Annotated in this window: 18 protein-coding genes; 11 read left to right on the top strand and 7 right to left on the bottom strand. The window is 59.5% G+C overall.

Annotated elements, in window-relative coordinates:
- Positions 1-9: 9 nt before the first annotated feature.
- The 6 genes from FOY93_RS02770 to FOY93_RS02745 all read left to right on the top strand — a co-directional run bounded on the left by FOY93_RS02770 (position 10) and on the right by FOY93_RS02745 (position 3,874).
- Entirely contained in the window at positions 10-708 is a 699-nt protein-coding gene (locus FOY93_RS02770) for a hypothetical protein (protein ID WP_133293703.1), read from the top strand.
- Positions 709-719: 11 nt separating this feature from the next.
- Entirely contained in the window at positions 720-1,202 is a 483-nt protein-coding gene (locus FOY93_RS02765; protein ID WP_133293702.1) for a hypothetical protein, read from the top strand.
- Positions 1,203-1,253: 51 nt separating this feature from the next.
- The gene (locus FOY93_RS02760; protein WP_197737687.1) at positions 1,254-1,730 is read left to right on the top strand and encodes a hypothetical protein; all 477 of its coding nucleotides are present in this window, start codon (positions 1,254-1,256) and stop codon (positions 1,728-1,730) included.
- A 25-nt stretch (positions 1,731-1,755) separates the two neighbouring features.
- On the top strand, positions 1,756-2,184 hold the full coding sequence (locus FOY93_RS02755; protein WP_127729460.1) for an IrmA family protein: 429 nt from the start codon (positions 1,756-1,758) through the stop codon (positions 2,182-2,184).
- A 1-nt stretch (position 2,185) separates the two neighbouring features.
- On the top strand, positions 2,186-3,436 hold the full coding sequence (locus FOY93_RS02750; RefSeq protein WP_136195672.1) for a hypothetical protein: 1,251 nt from the start codon (positions 2,186-2,188) through the stop codon (positions 3,434-3,436).
- A 129-nt stretch (positions 3,437-3,565) separates the two neighbouring features.
- Positions 3,566-3,874, top strand: a complete 309-nt coding sequence (locus FOY93_RS02745) for an SH3 domain-containing protein (RefSeq protein WP_232057366.1) — start codon at positions 3,566-3,568, stop codon at positions 3,872-3,874.
- Positions 3,875-3,933: 59 nt separating this feature from the next.
- Here the strand turns inward: FOY93_RS02745 and FOY93_RS02740 are convergent, their stop codons facing one another.
- Positions 3,934-4,536, bottom strand: a complete 603-nt coding sequence (locus FOY93_RS02740) for an ATP-dependent Clp protease proteolytic subunit (protein ID WP_008501342.1) — start codon at positions 4,534-4,536, stop codon at positions 3,934-3,936.
- Positions 4,537-4,820: 284 nt separating this feature from the next.
- Between FOY93_RS02740 and FOY93_RS02735 the strand changes: the two genes are divergently transcribed.
- Positions 4,821-5,438 carry a response regulator transcription factor gene (locus FOY93_RS02735; protein WP_143344611.1) on the top strand — a complete coding sequence of 206 codons (618 nt, stop codon included), beginning with the start codon at positions 4,821-4,823 and terminating at the stop codon, positions 5,436-5,438.
- A gap of 3 nt (positions 5,439-5,441) precedes the next feature.
- On the opposite strand, the gene FOY93_RS02730 is transcribed toward FOY93_RS02735, so the two are convergent.
- The 5 genes from FOY93_RS02730 to FOY93_RS02710 all read right to left on the bottom strand — a co-directional run bounded on the left by FOY93_RS02730 (position 5,442) and on the right by FOY93_RS02710 (position 12,664).
- Positions 5,442-11,024, bottom strand: coding sequence for a trifunctional serine/threonine-protein kinase/ATP-binding protein/sensor histidine kinase (locus tag FOY93_RS02730; protein WP_143344610.1), 5,583 nt, complete (start codon positions 11,022-11,024; stop codon positions 5,442-5,444).
- Between the two features lie 9 nt (positions 11,025-11,033).
- Positions 11,034-11,414 carry a response regulator transcription factor gene (locus tag FOY93_RS02725; RefSeq protein WP_133293698.1) on the bottom strand — a complete coding sequence of 127 codons (381 nt, stop codon included), beginning with the start codon at positions 11,412-11,414 and terminating at the stop codon, positions 11,034-11,036.
- Positions 11,415-11,437: 23 nt separating this feature from the next.
- Positions 11,438-11,698 carry a XapX domain-containing protein gene (locus tag FOY93_RS02720; protein WP_111964146.1) on the bottom strand — a complete coding sequence of 87 codons (261 nt, stop codon included), beginning with the start codon at positions 11,696-11,698 and terminating at the stop codon, positions 11,438-11,440.
- The gene (locus tag FOY93_RS02715) at positions 11,695-11,916 is read right to left on the bottom strand and encodes a DUF1427 family protein (protein WP_133293696.1); all 222 of its coding nucleotides are present in this window, start codon (positions 11,914-11,916) and stop codon (positions 11,695-11,697) included. Before FOY93_RS02715 ends, FOY93_RS02720 begins: the two co-directional genes overlap by 4 nt.
- 61 nt (positions 11,917-11,977) lie before the next feature.
- Positions 11,978-12,664, bottom strand: coding sequence for a hydrolase (locus tag FOY93_RS02710; RefSeq protein ID WP_133293695.1), 687 nt, complete (start codon positions 12,662-12,664; stop codon positions 11,978-11,980).
- Between the two features lie 218 nt (positions 12,665-12,882).
- Between FOY93_RS02710 and FOY93_RS02705 the strand changes: the two genes are divergently transcribed.
- From FOY93_RS02705 to FOY93_RS02690, 4 genes are read left to right on the top strand one after another with little or no spacing between them, the layout of a single operon-like run.
- Positions 12,883-14,754, top strand: a complete 1,872-nt coding sequence (locus FOY93_RS02705; protein ID WP_048225481.1) for an amidohydrolase — start codon at positions 12,883-12,885, stop codon at positions 14,752-14,754.
- On the top strand, positions 14,754-15,161 hold the full coding sequence (locus FOY93_RS02700; RefSeq protein WP_090419234.1) for a DoxX family protein: 408 nt from the start codon (positions 14,754-14,756) through the stop codon (positions 15,159-15,161). Before FOY93_RS02705 ends, FOY93_RS02700 begins: the two co-directional genes overlap by 1 nt.
- Positions 15,158-16,777 carry an MFS transporter gene (locus tag FOY93_RS02695; RefSeq protein ID WP_143344609.1) on the top strand — a complete coding sequence of 540 codons (1,620 nt, stop codon included), beginning with the start codon at positions 15,158-15,160 and terminating at the stop codon, positions 16,775-16,777. Before FOY93_RS02700 ends, FOY93_RS02695 begins: the two co-directional genes overlap by 4 nt.
- Before the next feature lie 30 nt (positions 16,778-16,807).
- A complete protein-coding gene (locus FOY93_RS02690; protein WP_143344608.1) occupies positions 16,808-17,629 on the top strand; it encodes an alpha/beta fold hydrolase in 822 nt (273 codons plus the stop codon).
- Between the two features lie 107 nt (positions 17,630-17,736).
- Here the strand turns inward: FOY93_RS02690 and fosA are convergent, their stop codons facing one another.
- Positions 17,737-18,162, bottom strand: a complete 426-nt coding sequence (gene fosA / locus FOY93_RS02685; RefSeq protein ID WP_143344607.1) for a FosA/FosA2 family fosfomycin resistance glutathione transferase — start codon at positions 18,160-18,162, stop codon at positions 17,737-17,739.
- Positions 18,163-18,186: the final 24 nt, after the last annotated feature.

Genomic DNA, 18,186 nt, shown 5'->3' with positions numbered 1-18,186 from the left:
GAGAATGGAATGTTAAAGGTTATTCGCACAGCGGTGATAGCAGGAATGATGGTATTTCTGGCGGGGTGCCAGAATGGCAGTACGGGAAGTAGTGGCGGCGTCGACCCGCGCCTTGCCAATAATCAGGATGTTGAGTTTTTCAATAAATCAGGCTGGCAGGCCTGTGCTGGGGGCGCGGTAATCGGCGCACTGGCCTGCGCTGTCAGTAACTCCAGCAACAAAGCAGTATGTATGGCCGCCGCCGCTATCGCCGGTTGCGGTGTGGGTATGGGGGCTAACGCCTATCTGGATAATCAGCGCAAAAAATACGCCTCCAAAGAGCTGCAGTTAAACGCAACGATTAAGGATGTTGAAGCCGAAAACAAACGCATTCAGAACGCAACCAGCGTTGCAAAATCGGTTATCGACTCTGATAAAAAGACCCTCGCTCAAATAGAAAAAGATATGGCTGCAAACACGGTGAAAAAAGACGCCGTACAGAAGCAAATTAAAGGAGTGGATGCCAACATTGCTTACCTTCGTGGCACCATCACCGACATGAAAAAACATGAGAAGCAGTGGCAGGACGTTTCTGCAGACATGAGCAAATCCGGCAGTGATACCCAAAATCTGGATAGCGAGATTGCGTTGATGCGCGACAAAATTGGCTCTCTGCAGGGCGAGCTCGATAGCCTCTATACCCAGCGCACCGCGCTGAAAGTCGGTTGAGGGGAATAGCAATGCGTTATATTTTTCTTGCACTCAGCGCCCTCATATTAGCCGGCTGTGCCACTAACGCGCGAGATTGTGACCCGACAACCGGTGATGTCAGCATTATTACCAAATTTAACTGCAACTACTCCGGCACCTGGGATAAGCGCGTTGAAGATAAACAAAAAACGCTGCAATACGATCAGGAACTGAATAAAGAGTTCAAAGCGGTGAACGATGCGATTGAAAAAGAGAAAGCACTGAGCAATGCCAACGTAGTCAGTAAACAAAAATCGCAGCAAGAACTGCAAAAGTCGATGAACAATCTGCTCGCCCAGTTGAAGAAAAAAACAGCTGGCCGGGCTGATGCTCAAAAGCAAGTTGCAGACCTTGAAAAAAGTATGAAGGAGGCGCAAAACAAACCAAGCGCTTCCGAATTGCAAAAACAGATGGAACTGCAGAAGCTGCAGGGACAGCTGAATGAATTACAAGAAACACTGGCTTCACAATAATAAAATAGCAGCCGGGTTACCGGCTGCTTTACCTGCTAAGGAAAAATAACGTTGAAATCTCAATTACTCTCTGCTGGATTATTGACACTTCTGGCGACAATTCCAAGCGTTCATGCTGCACCGCCTGAGCCTGAGCTTATTTTCAACTGCGAACTCACGAACGGAAAATACGTTATCGTCCGTCTGGATCACGATGTTCCTACTTATTATTACGGCTCACTTGAAAAAGTAGAAATGACTCTCCCCCAAAATGAGGGAGACAAAACGCAGGTTCGCCTGGGTGAAATGACGTTCTCGGGTGGAGGCGCTTATTATTATCGTTTCATCAATGGCAACTACAGCTATGTTGTTTATAGCGGTACGGGAAAAGGATGGGATTATACCGGCCTGAAAGTATATAAAGACCAAAAGCTCATCATGAAAAAAGAGTGCACTAATGGGGGGGTTTTACCTAATGAATATCGCGGTCAAGGCCTCGTAAAAGAAGCGGACACCGGTGATGATGCAACATACGGTTATGTTGATTAATACATCATTTTCAGGATGGTAAAATATGATGAGCCGTTACTTACACTGTAGCACAGTATTCGCATGTCTTTTATTCGCTGCTCCATCTCATGCGATTGAGATCTGGCACTCAAACACCGTCTGGGCAAATCAAGGGATGTGCAGCGCCACTTTCACGCTGGACAGTGGCATGGAAAGCGTCGGTTCGTTAGAGATAGGCTTTGACCTCGTTGATGCAAAAAATAACCTTGTAGCTCATGATACTTTGCAGGTAGAGCCATTCGGCGATTCTGATGCCACGCGATACCAGACGGCTTTCGCCGAAGGCGAGCATTATTGCGAAAGCAATCTCACGCTGCGCCTGACGTCACTGGCGTTAGTTAACGGAAAGACCAAACAGCCTTTACCTCTCAGTTTGCTTACACCAAGGCCATTTATTCCATTCCCTATCATTAACCCGCAGGCAGATCACTAATATGTCTATAGACGCTGAAGCAAACTCAACACCTGACAATAATGGGCCTGGCCTTTGCTTTTTGTTATTACTTATCTTTGGCGGGTTCGTTTTCTTTATACCTGCAAGCGTTGTGGTCGCCTTCCCGGCCGTTCTCGCCGGTTCCTTCCTGTATTTTATCTGGTATCTTATTTCGGAAGGGCATTTAGGCAATATTCTTGGCAGTATGATCGTCAGCATGATACTTATGGCTATCGCCGCAGCTATTCCTGTCATTGGCTGGATATTGTTACTTCTGTGGATCTTCTACAATATTGCAAAAGCCTTTGAGACGATAAAAACATTACTTCCCGATGCGCTCTTTAGCGCTGTTCTCTATGGATGTTTGCTCTTTCCCGTTATCCAGGAAATGGCAATGGACGGGGAGAGCAACATGGCTGCCACTATCGCTTGTGGTGTCGTGTACGTGATAACTGCAGGGCTTTATTGTTCCAGGTTAACGCAGCTGGCAACCAACACTAAGCAAAGTATTTTCTATTTTTCAATTATGTGGCTTTCGGTCCCACTTATCGCACTTCTGATCGTCTCGATTGTGGCATCCCTACGCGCGGCATTCAGAACCGTGCTGACCCCGGTGCAGACCGTGGTCAAAACCCCGCAAAACGTATCAGCGCATATGCGAGGCGGGAGCCATGTCAACGCTTACACCCGAACTGTTACCACCATTCAACATAGCGTGACCTCACAGACACTTCCGGGGATGGGAGCTGTTGGTGCCTCTATGGTTGGTTCCGTATCGGAGGCAACGATAACAACACCACAACAGCCACAGCAAACCTTGCCAGCGCTGGAGCACAAACCAGCCGGGAGTGAATTAACACAGTATGCGACGAACAAAGACCACAATTTTTACCGCTACGACAATCTCAACGCGAAAAAAATAAGCAATTTCGTCCAGGCGGCCAGTCATCGTCAATCGCTGCCTCCTCTCACGGAAGATGCGATCCTGTTCTACTACGACGAAACGGTTTTCGGCCAAGGGGATCGTGGTGTGGTATTAACTGATGACGGTGTTTATTGCGTGTTGGGAAAATTGTATGAAACTTTCTACGCCCGCTTCAGAGACGTCAGTAGCGTAGTCATAAAAGGATCCTTTAATAAAAAAATTGTCCTGCATATGAAGAATGGCCAGAAACATAATATTGAACTGACTCAATCAAATGCCGGGGCAAAAAAAATCTACGAACTTATCAGCATCGCAGCCCAGAATTAAGTAATCCTCCAGGCACCCGCTCAACGGGTGCCTTTCAGACTTCCGCATGACACATTCTGACAGTTTCACGCTTTATCGTGATCGCCATATTTACAGCGGCTTATATCGTTACGTTAAGAGAGAACTGTCATGAGGTCTAAAATGAGCGATTTCACTGAACTGCCGGTCACTGGCTTTGTTAAGACCACAACAGCGGTCTACACGCGTAAACAGAGCCCCTCGGTATTCTCGCCCGTGGCGTGTGAACTCTCTGCGGGAAGCCAACTGACGGTGCAGGCTGCGGTGATGGGGGATGCGGTGGAAGGCAACGCGCACTGGTATCGCATTGGTGAGGATACATACATCTGGGCGGGGGCATGCACACGGCTCGATCCTTACCCGGCGTTTCCGCCAGGCACGCGAACGAACTGGATGGTGGTGGTGTTCGAGGTACGATAGGTTCGGCGTAGGTCGGGTAAGGCGAAGCCGCCACCCGACACGTACACGGCGATAAAACCTTAATCCAGCTTCAGCTCGTCATAATGGGTGATCAGCTTGCCCACGATGCCGTAGTCCAGCGCTTCTGCCGGAGACATCCAGAAGTTGCGGTCGGTGTCTTTTTTCACTTTTTCCAGCGGCTGGCCGGTGGCGTCAGCGATCAGCTTGTTCACGCGATCCAGCATGCGGATGATCTCGCGCGCTTCGATCTCAATATCCGTCGCCTGGCCGCGCACGCCGCCCAGCGGCTGGTGGATCATAAAGCGGGTATTCGGCAGCGAGTAGCGGTGCTCTTTTTTCGCTGCCAGGAAGATGGTTATCCCGGCGCTCGCCACCCAGCCGGTGCCGATGACGTGCACTTCCGGGCGAATGAATTTGATGAAGTCGTGAATGGTGTCGCCCGCTTCCACGTGGCCGCCCTGGCTGTTGATGTACAGCTTGATCGGATCGTTGCTGACGCTTTGCAGCAGGATCATCTGGGTGATCACTTTCTGCGCCAGCTCCTGATTGATCTCACCGGAGATCACAATCGAACGAGACTCCAGCAGTTTTTGCTGCAGAGCGCCCGCGCCGTTTGACCCTTCCGCTTTATCCTTGTCGCTCTCTTTCAGTGTGTAGTGCATTGTTATGTCCTCAGCATTTAGCGCTCAAAACCAGAGTGTAGCCTGTTTTACCGATCAAAGTCCTCACCGACAAATAACGAGGGCGCTGGGGCATACTGCCCATGTTGCACGCGTTTCGTTCCTTCACCACTCCCGCCCCGGCTCGCTATACTTCATACGGTTATCATATTGTTAAATGATAATGATAGTTAATGTGTTAAGATGAAAGTCAGCATAAACAGTCTCTTACGTCGCCGTAGTGACTGTTTGCATCCTCGACATGTCAATCAGCACCGGGGCGGTGAATGGAACACATTGTGTATATTGTAGATGACGATGACGCAGTCAGGCAGTCCGTGATTGGGCTGCTGGAATCGGCAGACCTAAACGCCGTCGGCTTTTCATCGGCAGAAGCGTTTCTTCAGTACCGCTTTGAAGAGCTCCCGTCGTGCGTGGTGCTTGATATGCAAATGCCTACCATCTCGGGTTTTGAGGTGGCTGACGCCCTTAAGGATAGCGGGCGCGAGATCCCGATTATTTTTCTCACCGGCCACGGCACCATCCCGATGTCGGTGCGCGCCATTAAAGGCGGCGCGTACGAATTCCTCACCAAGCCCGTCGAATCTAACGCGCTTATCGACGCCATTGAATCCGCGCTTCAGCTGGCGGAACACAACGCCGTGCGCAATAAAGAGCACTACGCCCTGAAGCAGCGCCATATGTCCCTCACCCCGCGCGAACACGAGGTGCTGACGCTGGCGATAAGCGGCATGCTGAACAAGCAAATTGCCGCCGAGCTGGGCGTTAGCGAGATCACGGTGAAGGTGCACCGCCGCCGCGTGATGGAGAAAATGCAGGTGCGCTCTGTGGCAGAGCTGGTCAGGGCCGTTGAGCGCCTGACCAAAAGCCAGCCTGCGGAGTAACGTTTACCCTTCCTGCGCCGCCAGCGGCAGCGCAAACGCAAACACAGTGCCGTACGGCTCCCGGCGGCGCGCGCTCAGCTTCCCGCAGTGGCGCTCAATGATGCTGGCGCTGATGGTCAGCCCCATCCCCATTCCCTGTGGCTTGGTGGAATAGAACGAGTCAAAAATCTGCTCCAGCCGCTCGGGCTCAATGCCGCTGCCGGTATCGGCAATCTCGACGATCGCTTTCCCGTCCGCGTTGGCGGTGCTGAGGGTAATGGTGCAGGCGCGATCCTTCACCTCGGCCATCGCCTCTACCGCGTTCATCACCAGATTCAACAGCACCTGCTGGATCTGCACGCTATCGCCGGTGATAAAGCTGTCGCTGGCTTTCAACAGATAATCAACGCTTATGTGTCGCTGCTCCAGCTCGCTGCGCGAAAGCGCGATGATATGGTGGATCAGATAGTGCAGATCGATGCGCGAGAAGGTGGGATCCTGCTTGCGCGTCAGGGACTGAATGCTGCGAATGATCTCCCCCGCCCGCGCGCCTTCCGCGGCGATCTCCTCCAGCCCTTCCCGCACTTTATCCAGCCGGGCGGGCTCGCGGCTGAGCCAGCGCAGGCTCGCTCCGGCGTTCGAGACGATCGACATCAGCGGCTGGTTGATCTCATGGGCGATGGAGGAGGTCAGCTGTCCGACGGTGGTGGCCCGGGACACCCGCGCCAGATCCGCCTGCGCCACCCGCATGGCATCCTCCGCGGCGCGCTGGCTGGTGATATCGGTGATAATGCCGTAGTACTCGTTCACCTCGCTGCCCACGCCCACCGGATCGCCAATTCCGAGGATGTAGCGCGTCGAGCCATCGGGACGCTTGACGCGAAACTCCGCGCGCATGGAGAGACCTTCGCGCACGCTTTGGGTGACGATGGCGCTGATGCGGGCGTAATCGTCCTCATGGACGAAGGTCAAAAACTCCGCCATGGAGATCATCTTTTGCTGCTCGGGCATGCCGAGAATGCGGGCGTACTCTTCCGAGACATACATCAGATCCTGCTCCAGTTCCCAGCGCCAGCTGCCGGTGTGGCTGATCTGCTCGCCCAGCATCAGCGAGGTCTTGCTGGATCGCAGCTCTTTCTCCACCCGGCGGCGCTGGATGTTCTCCGCCAGCAGCTCGGCGTACAGCCGCGCCGTCTCCAGGGATACCGCTGCCTGCGCGCCCAGCAGGCTCACCACGCGCGAGTGCTCGGCGGTGAAGACCTCCGGCATCAGGCGGTTTTCGAGATAGAGCACGCCCACCAGCCGCGCCTGTTTGAACATCGGAACGCACATAACCGCCGCCCCCGAGGTCACAAGATAAGGGTCCTGGCTGAAGGGATGGAACTCCTCCGGCCTGCCGGTGCGGATCTCCTGCCCGGTGCGGATCACCGCCGCCAGCACCGACAGCGGCAGGTCGGTCGCCGTCGGCACGTCTTTCAGGATCCGCACCCGCACGCCCTCGGTGCTGGTCCAGGCGCTGGCCTCGATCTCAGGGATAAGGTTATCGCTCACGCGCAGCAGCAGGCCACGCTGCGCCCCGGCGCGTTCGAGCAGGATGGTCATCAGGTTTTCGATCAGGCGCTCAAGATTAATCTCTTCCGACAGCGCGCGGGATGCTTTGATCACGCTCTGGAGATCGCGGATGGTCTCGTTCTGGGCGAACGCCACCGTGTCGTAGGCGCTGGCCTGCCCGGAGGCCAGCAGGTGCGGGAAATCCTGCTCCAGCTGGCGCACCTTGGCCTGCGCGCCCGCGCGACCCCAGGCGGCAATAGAGCCGCGGAAGTGGGCGTCCGAGGCAGTCGGATAGCCGCAGGCCAGCGCAAAGCGCCCCGCCAGCTCGTGGGCCAGGGCGTTGATCGGGTTAAACCCGCCCTCGCGGGAGAGCCGGACCGCCTTCTCATACTGCTCAAGCGCAATGCTGTTCATCCCGTCCAGACGCACGATTTCGGCGTAGATCAGCGCCTCTTTATCCGCGAACGTGCCGGGATTAACGCGCGCCCAGAGGGCGATTTTGTCATAGTGGGCGTGAATGCTGCGACGGTGGTTCGCCGAGAAGGTCTCCGGCGTCAGCTGACGGGAAAGCGCCAGCGCGCTGTAAAGATGGTAATCCAGCAGATGGATGTGCCCCGGCGCAGACCACGCGTACCACCCCGCCATCTCCAGATCCGCCTGCGCGTCGGCATACTCCCCGCAGGTAAAGTGCGCCATGCCGCGATAGAGCCAGTACCAGAACAGCATGGTGGAGGTCTGCTCCGGGGCCTGCTCCGGCGACGCGGGAAGCAGCGCCTCCGGCAGCACCTGCGACGCGGTCCAGGTGCCGATGACCGGCGTGCGCAGGAACTCAACGTACCCGCGCTGAACCATCAAAATGGTTTCCACGTCCTGGAAGTGGGTTTTACGCACAAACGCCAGGCCGCGATCGATGCTGGTCAGCACCCCGTCCAGGTGATCGCCCCGCGAGAGGAAGTTAATCACCTGGTGGCAGGCCGCAAAGCAGGCCATCGTCATATCCCCGTGGGTCACCGCTAAGGTAAAACAGGCTTTCGCGCACTCGATGGTGAACGACAAAGGCTGGGTCCAGACGCTGAGCTGGTCGAGCGGCAGCAGGGTTTTGGCTTCGAACGCATCGTAGCCGTGGCGATTCACCAGCTCGCGGGCCAGCGTGCCGTACTGGAACCCAAGGCGGTACTCGGCGTAGCGGTGGCCAATCAGCACGCCAAACCAGGCCATCGCCGTGGTGGACGCGCCGGTAATGCCGTGGTCGAGGGTCAGGTGCATCATGCGGCAGAGCAGTAAAAAGTGCAGGCGCGGGCAGATGAAGCTGGCGCAAATGCTGGCGCTGTAGAGCAGGTTCATCACCGCTTCGGTTTCAGGGTTATCCATCCGCGACAGCTGGGCAAACAGGTTTTGCGGCGCGTCTGCCGTGCGGTTGCAAAAGAGCGCCCAGGCCTCGTCGCAGTCGGCATCTTCCGGATAGCGGCCGATCTGAATACCAAAGACCCCCAGCCAGCAGAGCGCCGCCTCCAGCGCCAGACGGCTGTCCGACTGGCGAATGTACACCTCCACCAGCAGGTTGGCCGCCAGCGCCTTTTCGGTCAGCCCGCCGGGGCAGCCGAGGATCGCGTCACACAGCTCGCGGGTCCGCTCCAGGTGCCCCAGCGCAAACTCGCAGCCCGCCTCTTCGATATCGAGCATAAAGTCCGACACCGTCCCGGCGTTGCCCAGCGCTCTGGCGGTCTGGATATAGCTGAGTGCCGACGGGTAATCTCCCGAGCGCTTCGCGCGCCGCGCGGCCAGCAGGCTCAGCTCGCGGAACATCTGGCGCTGCGGCGCGGGCTGAATGCTGTCCAGCGCGGCCGTGACGTGGTGAACGGCGCGGAACAGCAGCTCGTTCCCGGCCGCCTGGCGCGCGGCGTCGGCCAGCAGGCTGGCAGTCGTCAGGTGAATATGGCTTTTCTCATGCCGATCCAGCAGCGCGAAGGCGGCCTCCTGTACCCGGTCGTGGGTGAAGGAATACGCTTTTTCCGTCAGCACGATGAGCTGGGCCATCACCGCCGGGTGCAGCGCATAGCGCATTTCCGCCATCGACATGCCGACAACGCGGCAGACCATCTCCATCTCGCCCGTGCCGCCAAGGCAGGCGATGCTGCCCAGCAGGCGACGCGTCTCGTCGGGCAGTTCTTCGAGCTGCTCCAGCACCAGGGTGACCACGTTTTCGGTGTAATGCCGGGCGCGGATCGCCTGCAGATCGTAATGCCACTTGTCCTGATATTTGTTGTGTACCACCAGCCCGTCATCAACGATACGGCGGAAAAACTCGTGCACAAAGAGCGGGTTACCCCCGGTCTTCTCGTGGATCAGCGTGGCGAGATCGGCCGTCGCCGCGCTACGGGTGCGAAATACCGTCGCCAGCCAGCGCGCCACCGCTTTCACGGAAAGCGCCTGCGGGGCAATCTCGCTCGCGTTTTGCGCCGCTTCCTGCAGGCTTGCCAGCAGCGCCTGCAGGGAGGCGACGGTCACAGAGCCGATATCCCGGTGGGCCGCGACCACCAGCAGCGGGATAGCGCCGCAGTTCATCAGCAGATATTTGAGCGTGTGCAGGCTGGCAGCGTCGCTCCACTGGAGATCGTCGAGCACCAGCACCAGCGGGCAGCCCTGCGAGGCAAAGGTCTTCACCAGTGCCAGCACCATATGGCTGAAGCGCGCCCGGGCATCAATGGAAAACGTATCCGTCGAGAAGCGCGGCTTGCTCTCAAGCAGCAGTCCCAGCTCGGGCACCAGGCTGACGGCCAGCGCCTCGTGTCCCTCCAGGGCGCGAGACAGGCGGATTTTCCACTTCGCCACGTCGTTTGCGGGCAGCCCCAGCAGGTGCAGCGTCAGGGCGCGGAACGCAGAGCTTAATACGCCGTAAGGCAACGACGGTGAAAACTGATCGACTTTGCCCACCGCCAGCAGCACCGTACGCTGCTGCAGCGTTTTAAGCGCCGTCGCGATAATGGAGGATTTGCCGATCCCGGACGGCCCGCCGATCGTCACCAGCTCCGGTACCAGGCTCTGCCCCACCCGCTCAAACGCGGCAACGACATCATTCGCCTGCGGATGCGTCGCGAACAGGGAGTCCGCCAGATGGATCGCCGGAGTGCGATCCTGCTGACCGGGGGTAAAGGCGACGATCTCGCCCTCGCAGGTTAACGTCGCCTGACAGCGTCGGAGGTCGGCAATCAGCCCGTCGACCGTCTGGTAGCGGTTATCAGGGTTCTTTTCCAGCAGCTTCAGGATGATTGTTGACAGCATTCCCGGCACGTCCGGGCGGATCGCATCCGGGGCCAGCGGCGCCGAGGCAATATGGTAGTGCGCCCAGTTGGTCTGCTCGTCCTCTCCCAGCTCAAACGGCAGGCGTCCGGTCAGGAGTTCATACAGCACCATGCCGAGGCTGTAGAGATCGCTGCGGCTGTCGACGGGGCGCTGGGTGCGGGTGGTATGCTCTGGAGACATATAGGCGGGAGTGCCGCCGGACACGGCAAGCCGGGTCTGGGTGAAGGCTCCGGAGAGGCTACAGGAGAGGCCAAAGCTGCCCAGACGGCAGGTGGCATCGTGATGAACAAAAATCGTGCCGGGCTTGATATCGCCGTGGATCAGGTTTTGCAGATGCATCTGGCGCAGGGGAACGCAGATCTGAATCGCCATCTCGATAAAGCGCGTGATACCCGAGATCGCCCTGCCCGCGCGCCGCGCCAGCAGCTCAAACGAAAACGGCGCGTACACCAGCGCGAAGCGCCCCCGGTACTGGGTGGATGCGACGGCGCGAATGGCCCAGCTATCCTGCAGCGCGTCACGCAGCGCAAACTCGTTTTTCAGCAGCCGGGTGGCCCGCTCTTCCTCTTCGTCGCTGACCGCGGTGGCGATAATAAATGAGCCGCCGGAATGAGGATGTCGCGCGTGCATCCAGGCGATTCCGCCCTCCTGCGCCAGCACGGTAAAAATCACATCCTCTTTAAGGACAAAAACCCGCCCCTGGTGAAGATTCCCCTGGGCGGGCCAGAATGCAGGCTGCTCGTTTTCGTTCATCCGCGATCCTTATTGTCGGCGGGCCAGCTCCCGCTGAATATGACCCAGCAGAATATCGATGTTAATGGGCTTACGCAAAAAAGCAGCGGCGCCCAGACCGAGAGCGTACCGCTGCATATTTTCATCAGCATGACCGGAGATAAAGAGCACGGGCGGAGGCGGTACGGCCAGCAGGCGCAGCTTTTCAAACAGCTCCAGGCCGCTCATGCCCCGCAGCTTGATGTCGGTGATCACCAGCGCCGCGCCGGACAGGGCAAGCGGATGGCTCAGAAATACCTCTGCCGAATCAAACGTATCGGTCGAATACCCTTCCGACTCCAGGAGATTACTCAGCCCGCTGCGGACGGAACGTTCGTCATCAATGATGGCAATGCGCCACGGCAGCGTCATGCTGTCTTTCCTCTAAAAAATCATTATACGTCGCGATCGTCCTTCGCGGGCGCAGGGGGCGCCGAGCCGCTGATTTTCGGTACGCATTCGTGACGAAACCAGGCGAGGGTGAGCGGTTCGCGACTCAGTAAACGTCGTCCCACCGGGATGAGCTGTTCGCCCACCAGCATGCCGAACAGGCCAAGCAGGGCGACAACCGGCGGTGCCGGGGAATGAACGTCGAGCAGGGCGTAAATTACCCCAGCAACCACGCCGCACACCAGCGAAATTATCCATGCCTTCATGAGGACGCTCCCGTCTGCGATTTAGCCTCCGGCACGGTCACCTGAGGAGGAGGCGCGCCGTCCCGGGATAACAGATGACGCGTCGCCTGTTCACCCGCCAGCATCCCCAGCAGGCCAATCAACGCCAGCGCGGGCGGCGCGGGGGAGCGCACCTTCAGCACGGCATACATCAGGCCAATCAACACGCCTGCCGCAAGGGATATCAGCCCTGTACTCATTGTGAACTCCAGAGAAAGAGGCAGCGGCGAGCCGGATGAGGGACCAGCCCGCCAGCGGAACTTAGCGAGCCGGGACCGGCGCTAAGGTGCGGTGCTCGCTCTTCTGGCGAGACGGCGCTTTGTGCACCATGGTGTAGGCGTAATCCACGCCCATGCCGTACGCGCCGGAGTGCTCGCGCACGATGTCCATTACCGCGGTATAGGTCTCTTTACGCGCCCAGTCGCGTTGCCACTCCAGCATCACCTGCTGCCAGGTCACCGGGATCACGCCCGCCTGGATCATGCGCTGCATCGCGTAGTCGTGGGCTTCTTTGGAGGTGCCGCCGGACGCGTCCGCCACCATATAAATTTCGTAGTCGCCTTCGAGCATCGCGCATAGGGCGAAGCTGTTATTGCACACTTCGGTCCACAGACCGGCAACCACCACCTTCTTCTTGCCGTTGGCCTTCAGCGCGTCGCGCACCTTCTGGTCGTCCCAGGAGTTCATGGAGGTACGCTCCAGAACGTCCTGGCCCGGGAACACGTCCAGCAGCTCAGGATAGGTATTGCCGGAGAAGCTTTCGGTCTCAACGGTGGTGATGATGGTTGGAATGTTGAACACCTTAGCCGCTTTCGCCAGCGCCACGGTGTTGTTTTTCAGCACCTGACGGTCAATAGACTGCACGCCAAACGCCATCTGAGGCTGGTGATCGATAAAGATGATCTGACAGTTCGCAGGGGTTAACACTTCGAGCTTTGAAGAGGTCATAGCATTTTCCAGTGGTTAAGGGTAGAAATCGCCGCGAGTGCCACGGCGATAAAGTCACCATCATCCTGCGGTTTTCCTTCTCCGCGCGTAATTATCTCTTCGTATAGTTAACCTTAGGTATAGTTATACTTTGGTATACCTATCCTATTGTATAACTGGATCTTTGCCGAAACCGGTTCCCATAATCCTGACCATTCCCCTCTCAGTCAGGAGCAGTTATGGTTACCCTCGGTAAAGCCGATCTCATTCTGGTTAACGGCCAGTTTCACACCGTCGATCGCGAGAATCCTGTCGCGGAAGCCGTTGCCGTGCGCGACGGAAAATTTCTGGAAGTGGGTACCGTCGCCGAGGTGATGCAGCACCACGGCGACGGCACCAAAGTGGTCGACTTAAAAGGCCACACCGCCATCCCCGGCCTCAACGACTCGCACCTGCACCTGATCCGCGGCGGGCTGAACTACAACCTCGAGCTGCGCTGGGAAGGCGTGCCGTCGCTGGCCGACGCCCTGCGGATGCTGAAAGAGCAGGCCCTGCGCACGCCGTCGCCCCAGTGGGTGCGCGTGGTGGGCGGCTGGACCGAGTTCCAGTTTGCCGAGCGCCGCATGCCGACCCTGGACGAAATTAACGACGCCGCGCCTGACACCCCGGTCTTCATCCTGCACCTGTATGACCGCGCCCTGCTTAACCGCGCCGCGCTGAAGGTGGTCGGCTACACCAAAGACACGCCAAACCCGCCGGGCGGCGAGATCCAGCGCGACGCCAACGGCAACCCGACCGGGATGCTGATCGCCCGTCCGAACGCCATGATCCTCTACGCTACGCTGGCCAAAGGGCCGAAGCTGCCGCTGGAGCAGCAGGTTAACTCCACCCGCCAGTTCATGCGCGAGCTGAACCGTCTGGGGCTGACCAGCGCCATCGACGCGGGCGGCGGCTTCCAGAACTACCCGGAAGATTACGAGGTGATTGCCGAGCTGCACGAGAAAAAGCAGATGACCATCCGCATCGCCTACAACCTGTTTACCCAGCGTCCGGGCCACGAGCTGGAAGACTTTGAAAAATGGACCGACATGCTCACGCCGGGCCAGGGCAGCGACTTCTTCCGCCACAACGGCGCGGGCGAGATGCTGGTCTTTTCCGCCGCCGATTTTGAAGACTTCCTCGAACCGCGCCCGGACCTCGCGCCGGGCATGGAGGACGAGCTGGAGCGCGTGGTGCGCCATCTGGTGGAGCACCGCTGGCCGTTCCGCCTGCACGCCACCTATAACGAATCCATCAGCCGCATGCTGGACGTCTTCGAGAAGGTGAACCGCGACATTCCGTTCAACGGCCTGCACTGGTTCTTCGACCATGCGGAAACCGTGTCACAGGCCAACATCGACCGCATCAAAGCGCTCGGCGGCGGCATTGCCGTCCAGCACCGCATGGCCTTCCAGGGGGAGTACTTTGCTGAGCGTTACGGCATCGAAGCCACCCGCCACACGCCGCCGGTGGCGAAAATGCTGGAGACCGGCGTACCGGTGGGCTTAGGAACGGACGCCACCCGCGTGGCGAGCTACAACCCGTGGACCGCGCTCTACTGGCTGGTCTCCGGCCGCACCGTCGGCGGGATGCAGATGTACGATCACAGCGCCCGTCTGGACCGCGATACCGCCCTGATGCTCTGGACCCAGGGCAGCGCGTGGTTCTCCAGCGAGCAGAACCAGAAGGGACAGATTAAAGTCGGCCAGCTCGCCGACCTGGCCGTGCTGAGCAAAGACTACTTCCGCGTGCCGGAAGAGGAGATCAAGGGCATCGAGTCCGTTCTCACGGTGGTCAACGGCGACATCGTCTACGCCGCGGGCAGCTTTGGCCCGCTCGCGCCGCCGGCCATCCCGGTCCTGCCCGAGTGGTCCCCGGTGGTCAAGGTGCCTGGCCACTACCGCAGCGCGCCGCCGCAGGCCGCACGCGTGGGTATGAGCGCCGTCCACCACTGCAGCGGGCCGTGCGGGGTTCACAGCCACCAGCATGATTTCGCCCGCACGTCAGCGATGCCGGTGTCCGACGATAACGCTTTCTGGGGGGCGCTGGGCTGCAGCTGCTTTGCATTCTGATGAAAAACACCACTATGCCGCCCCGGATCGACCTGGGGCTGTTCTTCCTGCGCCTGACCGGCAGCCTGCTGCTGCTCTACGTGCACGGCCTGCCGAAGGTGCTGCACTTCAGCGAAGAGCTGACGCGCATTGAAGATCCGTTCGGCTTCGGGCCTTACGCCAGCCTGATCCCGGCGATTGTCGCCGAGGTGATTTGCCCGCTGTTTATCATTGCGGGCGTCTACACCCGCCTGGCGTGCCTGCCGATTATCGCCGTGCTGCTGGTGGCGATGCTGGCGGTCCACCCGAACTGGTCGATTGCCGAAGGGCAGTTTGGCTGGCTGCTGCTGATTATCTTCACCACTCTCGCCCTCACCGGGCCGGGCCAGTGGCGGCTGCAGCGTAAGGCAACGGAGAGGTTCGCATGACCCAGGTTAACGACGTTCGCGACGCACACGTCGAGACGACGCCCGCACCGACGGTTTCACCCTGGCAGCCGCTGAGCCAGCCGGTGTTCCGCATGCTGTGGATCGCCACGGTGGTCTCTAACGTCGGCTCATGGATGAGCGACGTCGGCATCAACTGGAGCATGCTGACCCTGAGCGCCGATCCGCTGGATATCGCGCTGGTGCAGGCGGCCAGCAGCCTGCCGATGTTCCTCTTCGCCCTGCCGTCCGGGGTGATGGCGGACATCGTTGACCGGCGTAAATACCTGCTCTTCTCCCAGCTGTGGGTGTTCATCGCCGCCGCCGGGCTGACGGTGCTCTCCTTCACCGGACACGTTACCCCCACCGTGCTGCTGGTGGCGACGTTTCTGCTGAGCGTGGGGGCGGCGATGAGCTCGCCGCCGTTCCAGGCCGTGGTGCCCGATCTGGTGAGCAAGCCGGAGCTGGGCGCCGCCGTGGCGCTGAACTCGCTCGGGGTGAACATCAGCCGGGCGATTGGCCCCGCGCTGGGCGGTTTCCTGCTGTCGCTCGCCGGGCCGTGGATGGTGTTTGCCCTGAACGCGCTGTCCGTGGTCGGCGTGGCGTGGGTGCTGTGGCGCTGGCGTCCGGCCCCGTCCATACAGCGTCTGCCGCCGGAGCACTTCTTCTCCGCGGTGCGCTCCGGGATTCGCTACGTGCACGCCGCGCCGGTGCTGCGCAACGTGCTGGTGCGCACGGTAGCGTTCTTCGTTTTCGGCAGCGCGGGCTGGGCGCTGCTGCCGCTGGTGGCGCGCCGTGAGCTGGACTTAGGCCCGGCGGGCTACGGCGTGATGCTGGCGTGCATTGGCCTGGGGGCGATTGCCGGGGCCATCCTGCTGCCGCGCCTGCGCCAGCGGCTGAACGCCGACCGCCTGATGGTGGCCGCGAGCCTGGTCTTTGCCCTCACCATGCTGGCGCTGGCGTTTGTGCGCCACGTCTGGCTGCTCAACCTGTTTGAGTTCTTCACCGGCTTCGCGTGGATTGCGGTGCTCTCGACGCTGAACCTCGGCGCACAGCGCAGCGCCGCACGCTGGGTGAAGGCCCGCGCGCTGGCGGTCTACCTGACGGTGTTCTTCGGCTCGATGGCCACGGGCAGCGCCATCTGGGGGCAGATAGCCTCCCGGTTCGGCACCCCGACCGCGCTGGTTGTCGCCACGCTGGGGATGGTGCTGGCAAGCGCCACCGTGTTCCGCTGGAAGCTGGAGAAAGACCCGGAATTGAACCTCGACCTGAGCGGTCAGCCTCTGGACGGCGTGGAGATTGACCTACCGAACGAGCGCGGCCCGGTGCTGGTCTCGCACGAGTACATCATTGACCCGCACAACGCGAAAGCCTTCCTGGAGGCGGTCCACGAGCTGCGCCGGGTGCGACGCCGCGCCGGGGCGATGAGCTGGGCGGTATATGAGGATATTGAGCGCCCCGGCCTGTTTATTGAGACCTTCCTGATGGGCTCGTGGATTGAGCATCTGCGCCAGCAGGAGCGCCACACCATGAATGACCTCCTGCTGCAGAGCCGCGTTTTGGCTTTTCATCAGGGCACAACATCACCGGCAATTCGTTATCTGGTCGCGCCGGTATAACCATAACCATCACCTGCACAGGAACACACTATGGCAACGTTTAAGGCAAAAGACGGCACGCAGATTTACTACAAAGATTGCGGCGCGGGCAAACCGGTTCTCTTCAGCCACGGCTGGCCGCTGGACGGCGACATGTGGGACAGCCAGCTGAACTACCTGGCCGAGCGCGGCTTCCGCACCATCGCCTTTGACCGTCGCGGCTTTGGCCGCTCGGATCAGCCGTGGAACGGCTACGACTACGACACCTTTGCGTCCGACATTAACGACCTGATCACCACCCTGGACCTCCAGGACGTGACGCTGGTGGGCTTCTCCATGGGCGGCGGCGACGTGACCCGCTACATCAACAACTACGGCAGCGCGCGCGTGGCCGGTCTGGCGCTGCTGGGCGCGGTTACGCCAATCTTTGGTAAATCAGAGACCTTCCCGCAGGGTGTGGATCAGAGCGTGTTCGACGGCATTCGCGACGGGCTGCGTAAAGATCGCGCCCAGTTCATCAGCGACTTCGCGACGCCGTTCTACGGCATCAACGCCGGGCAGACCGTTTCTGCCGGTGCCCTGACCCAGACGCTGAACATCGCCCTGCTGGCGTCCCTGAAGGGCACCATCGACTGCGTGACCGCCTTCGGCGAAACCGACTTCCGCCCGGATATGGCGAAAATCGACGTGCCGACGCTGGTGATCCACGGCAGCAACGACCAGATCGTGCCGTTTGAAAGCACCGGCAAGCTGGCGGCAGAGATGATCAAAAACGCCACGCTGAAGGTGTACGACAACGCGCCGCACGGCTTCGCGCTGACCCACCAGGACCAGCTCAACGAAGACCTGCTGGCGTTTGTGAAGTCGCTGTAATTTTTCCAGGCCGGGTAAGGTGCAGCAGCCACCCGGCGCTTTCGCTCCGCCAGCGGCACGTAGCCAGTGATTGCTGAGACAGGACCTGCAGGCTGAAGGTGCGCGCCTCAAGCCCCGTCAGAGGTAAACACCATGCCCGCGTAGGGTTTCTCGCGACACGCCGCCAGCCGCGCGGCGAGGCTGCCCACGTGCAGCTCCAGCTTGTGCCCGTCCGGGTCGAGAAAATAGAACGACGCTCCCTCGCTTTTATTCTGCTTCCAGACGGTGACGCCCGCCTGCTCCAGCCTTTGCGAGAACGGTTCAAAATCTGCCTCCGCGACGGTAAACGCGTAGTGGGTATAGTCGCTCTCCTGCGGCGGCACGTACCGGCGCGCCTCGTCGTACGACAGGCAGACCCACAGATCGCCGCAGGTGAGATAGGCCCCGGTATTCCAGCGGGCGTGCAGCACTAGCCCCAGCAGCTCGTGCCAGAAGGTGACGCTTTTTTGCAGGTCGCTGACCGCGAGAGTCAGGTGGTTGAGAGATTGCAGCATGACGTGCCCTTTTGTTTTTCGCGC

The organism is Enterobacter sp. 18A13, assembly GCF_007035975.1.
In the GTDB taxonomy this organism is placed as follows: Bacteria; Pseudomonadota; Gammaproteobacteria; order Enterobacterales; family Enterobacteriaceae; genus Enterobacter; species Enterobacter vonholyi.
This window is presented reverse-complemented; position numbering and strand designations above follow the sequence as displayed.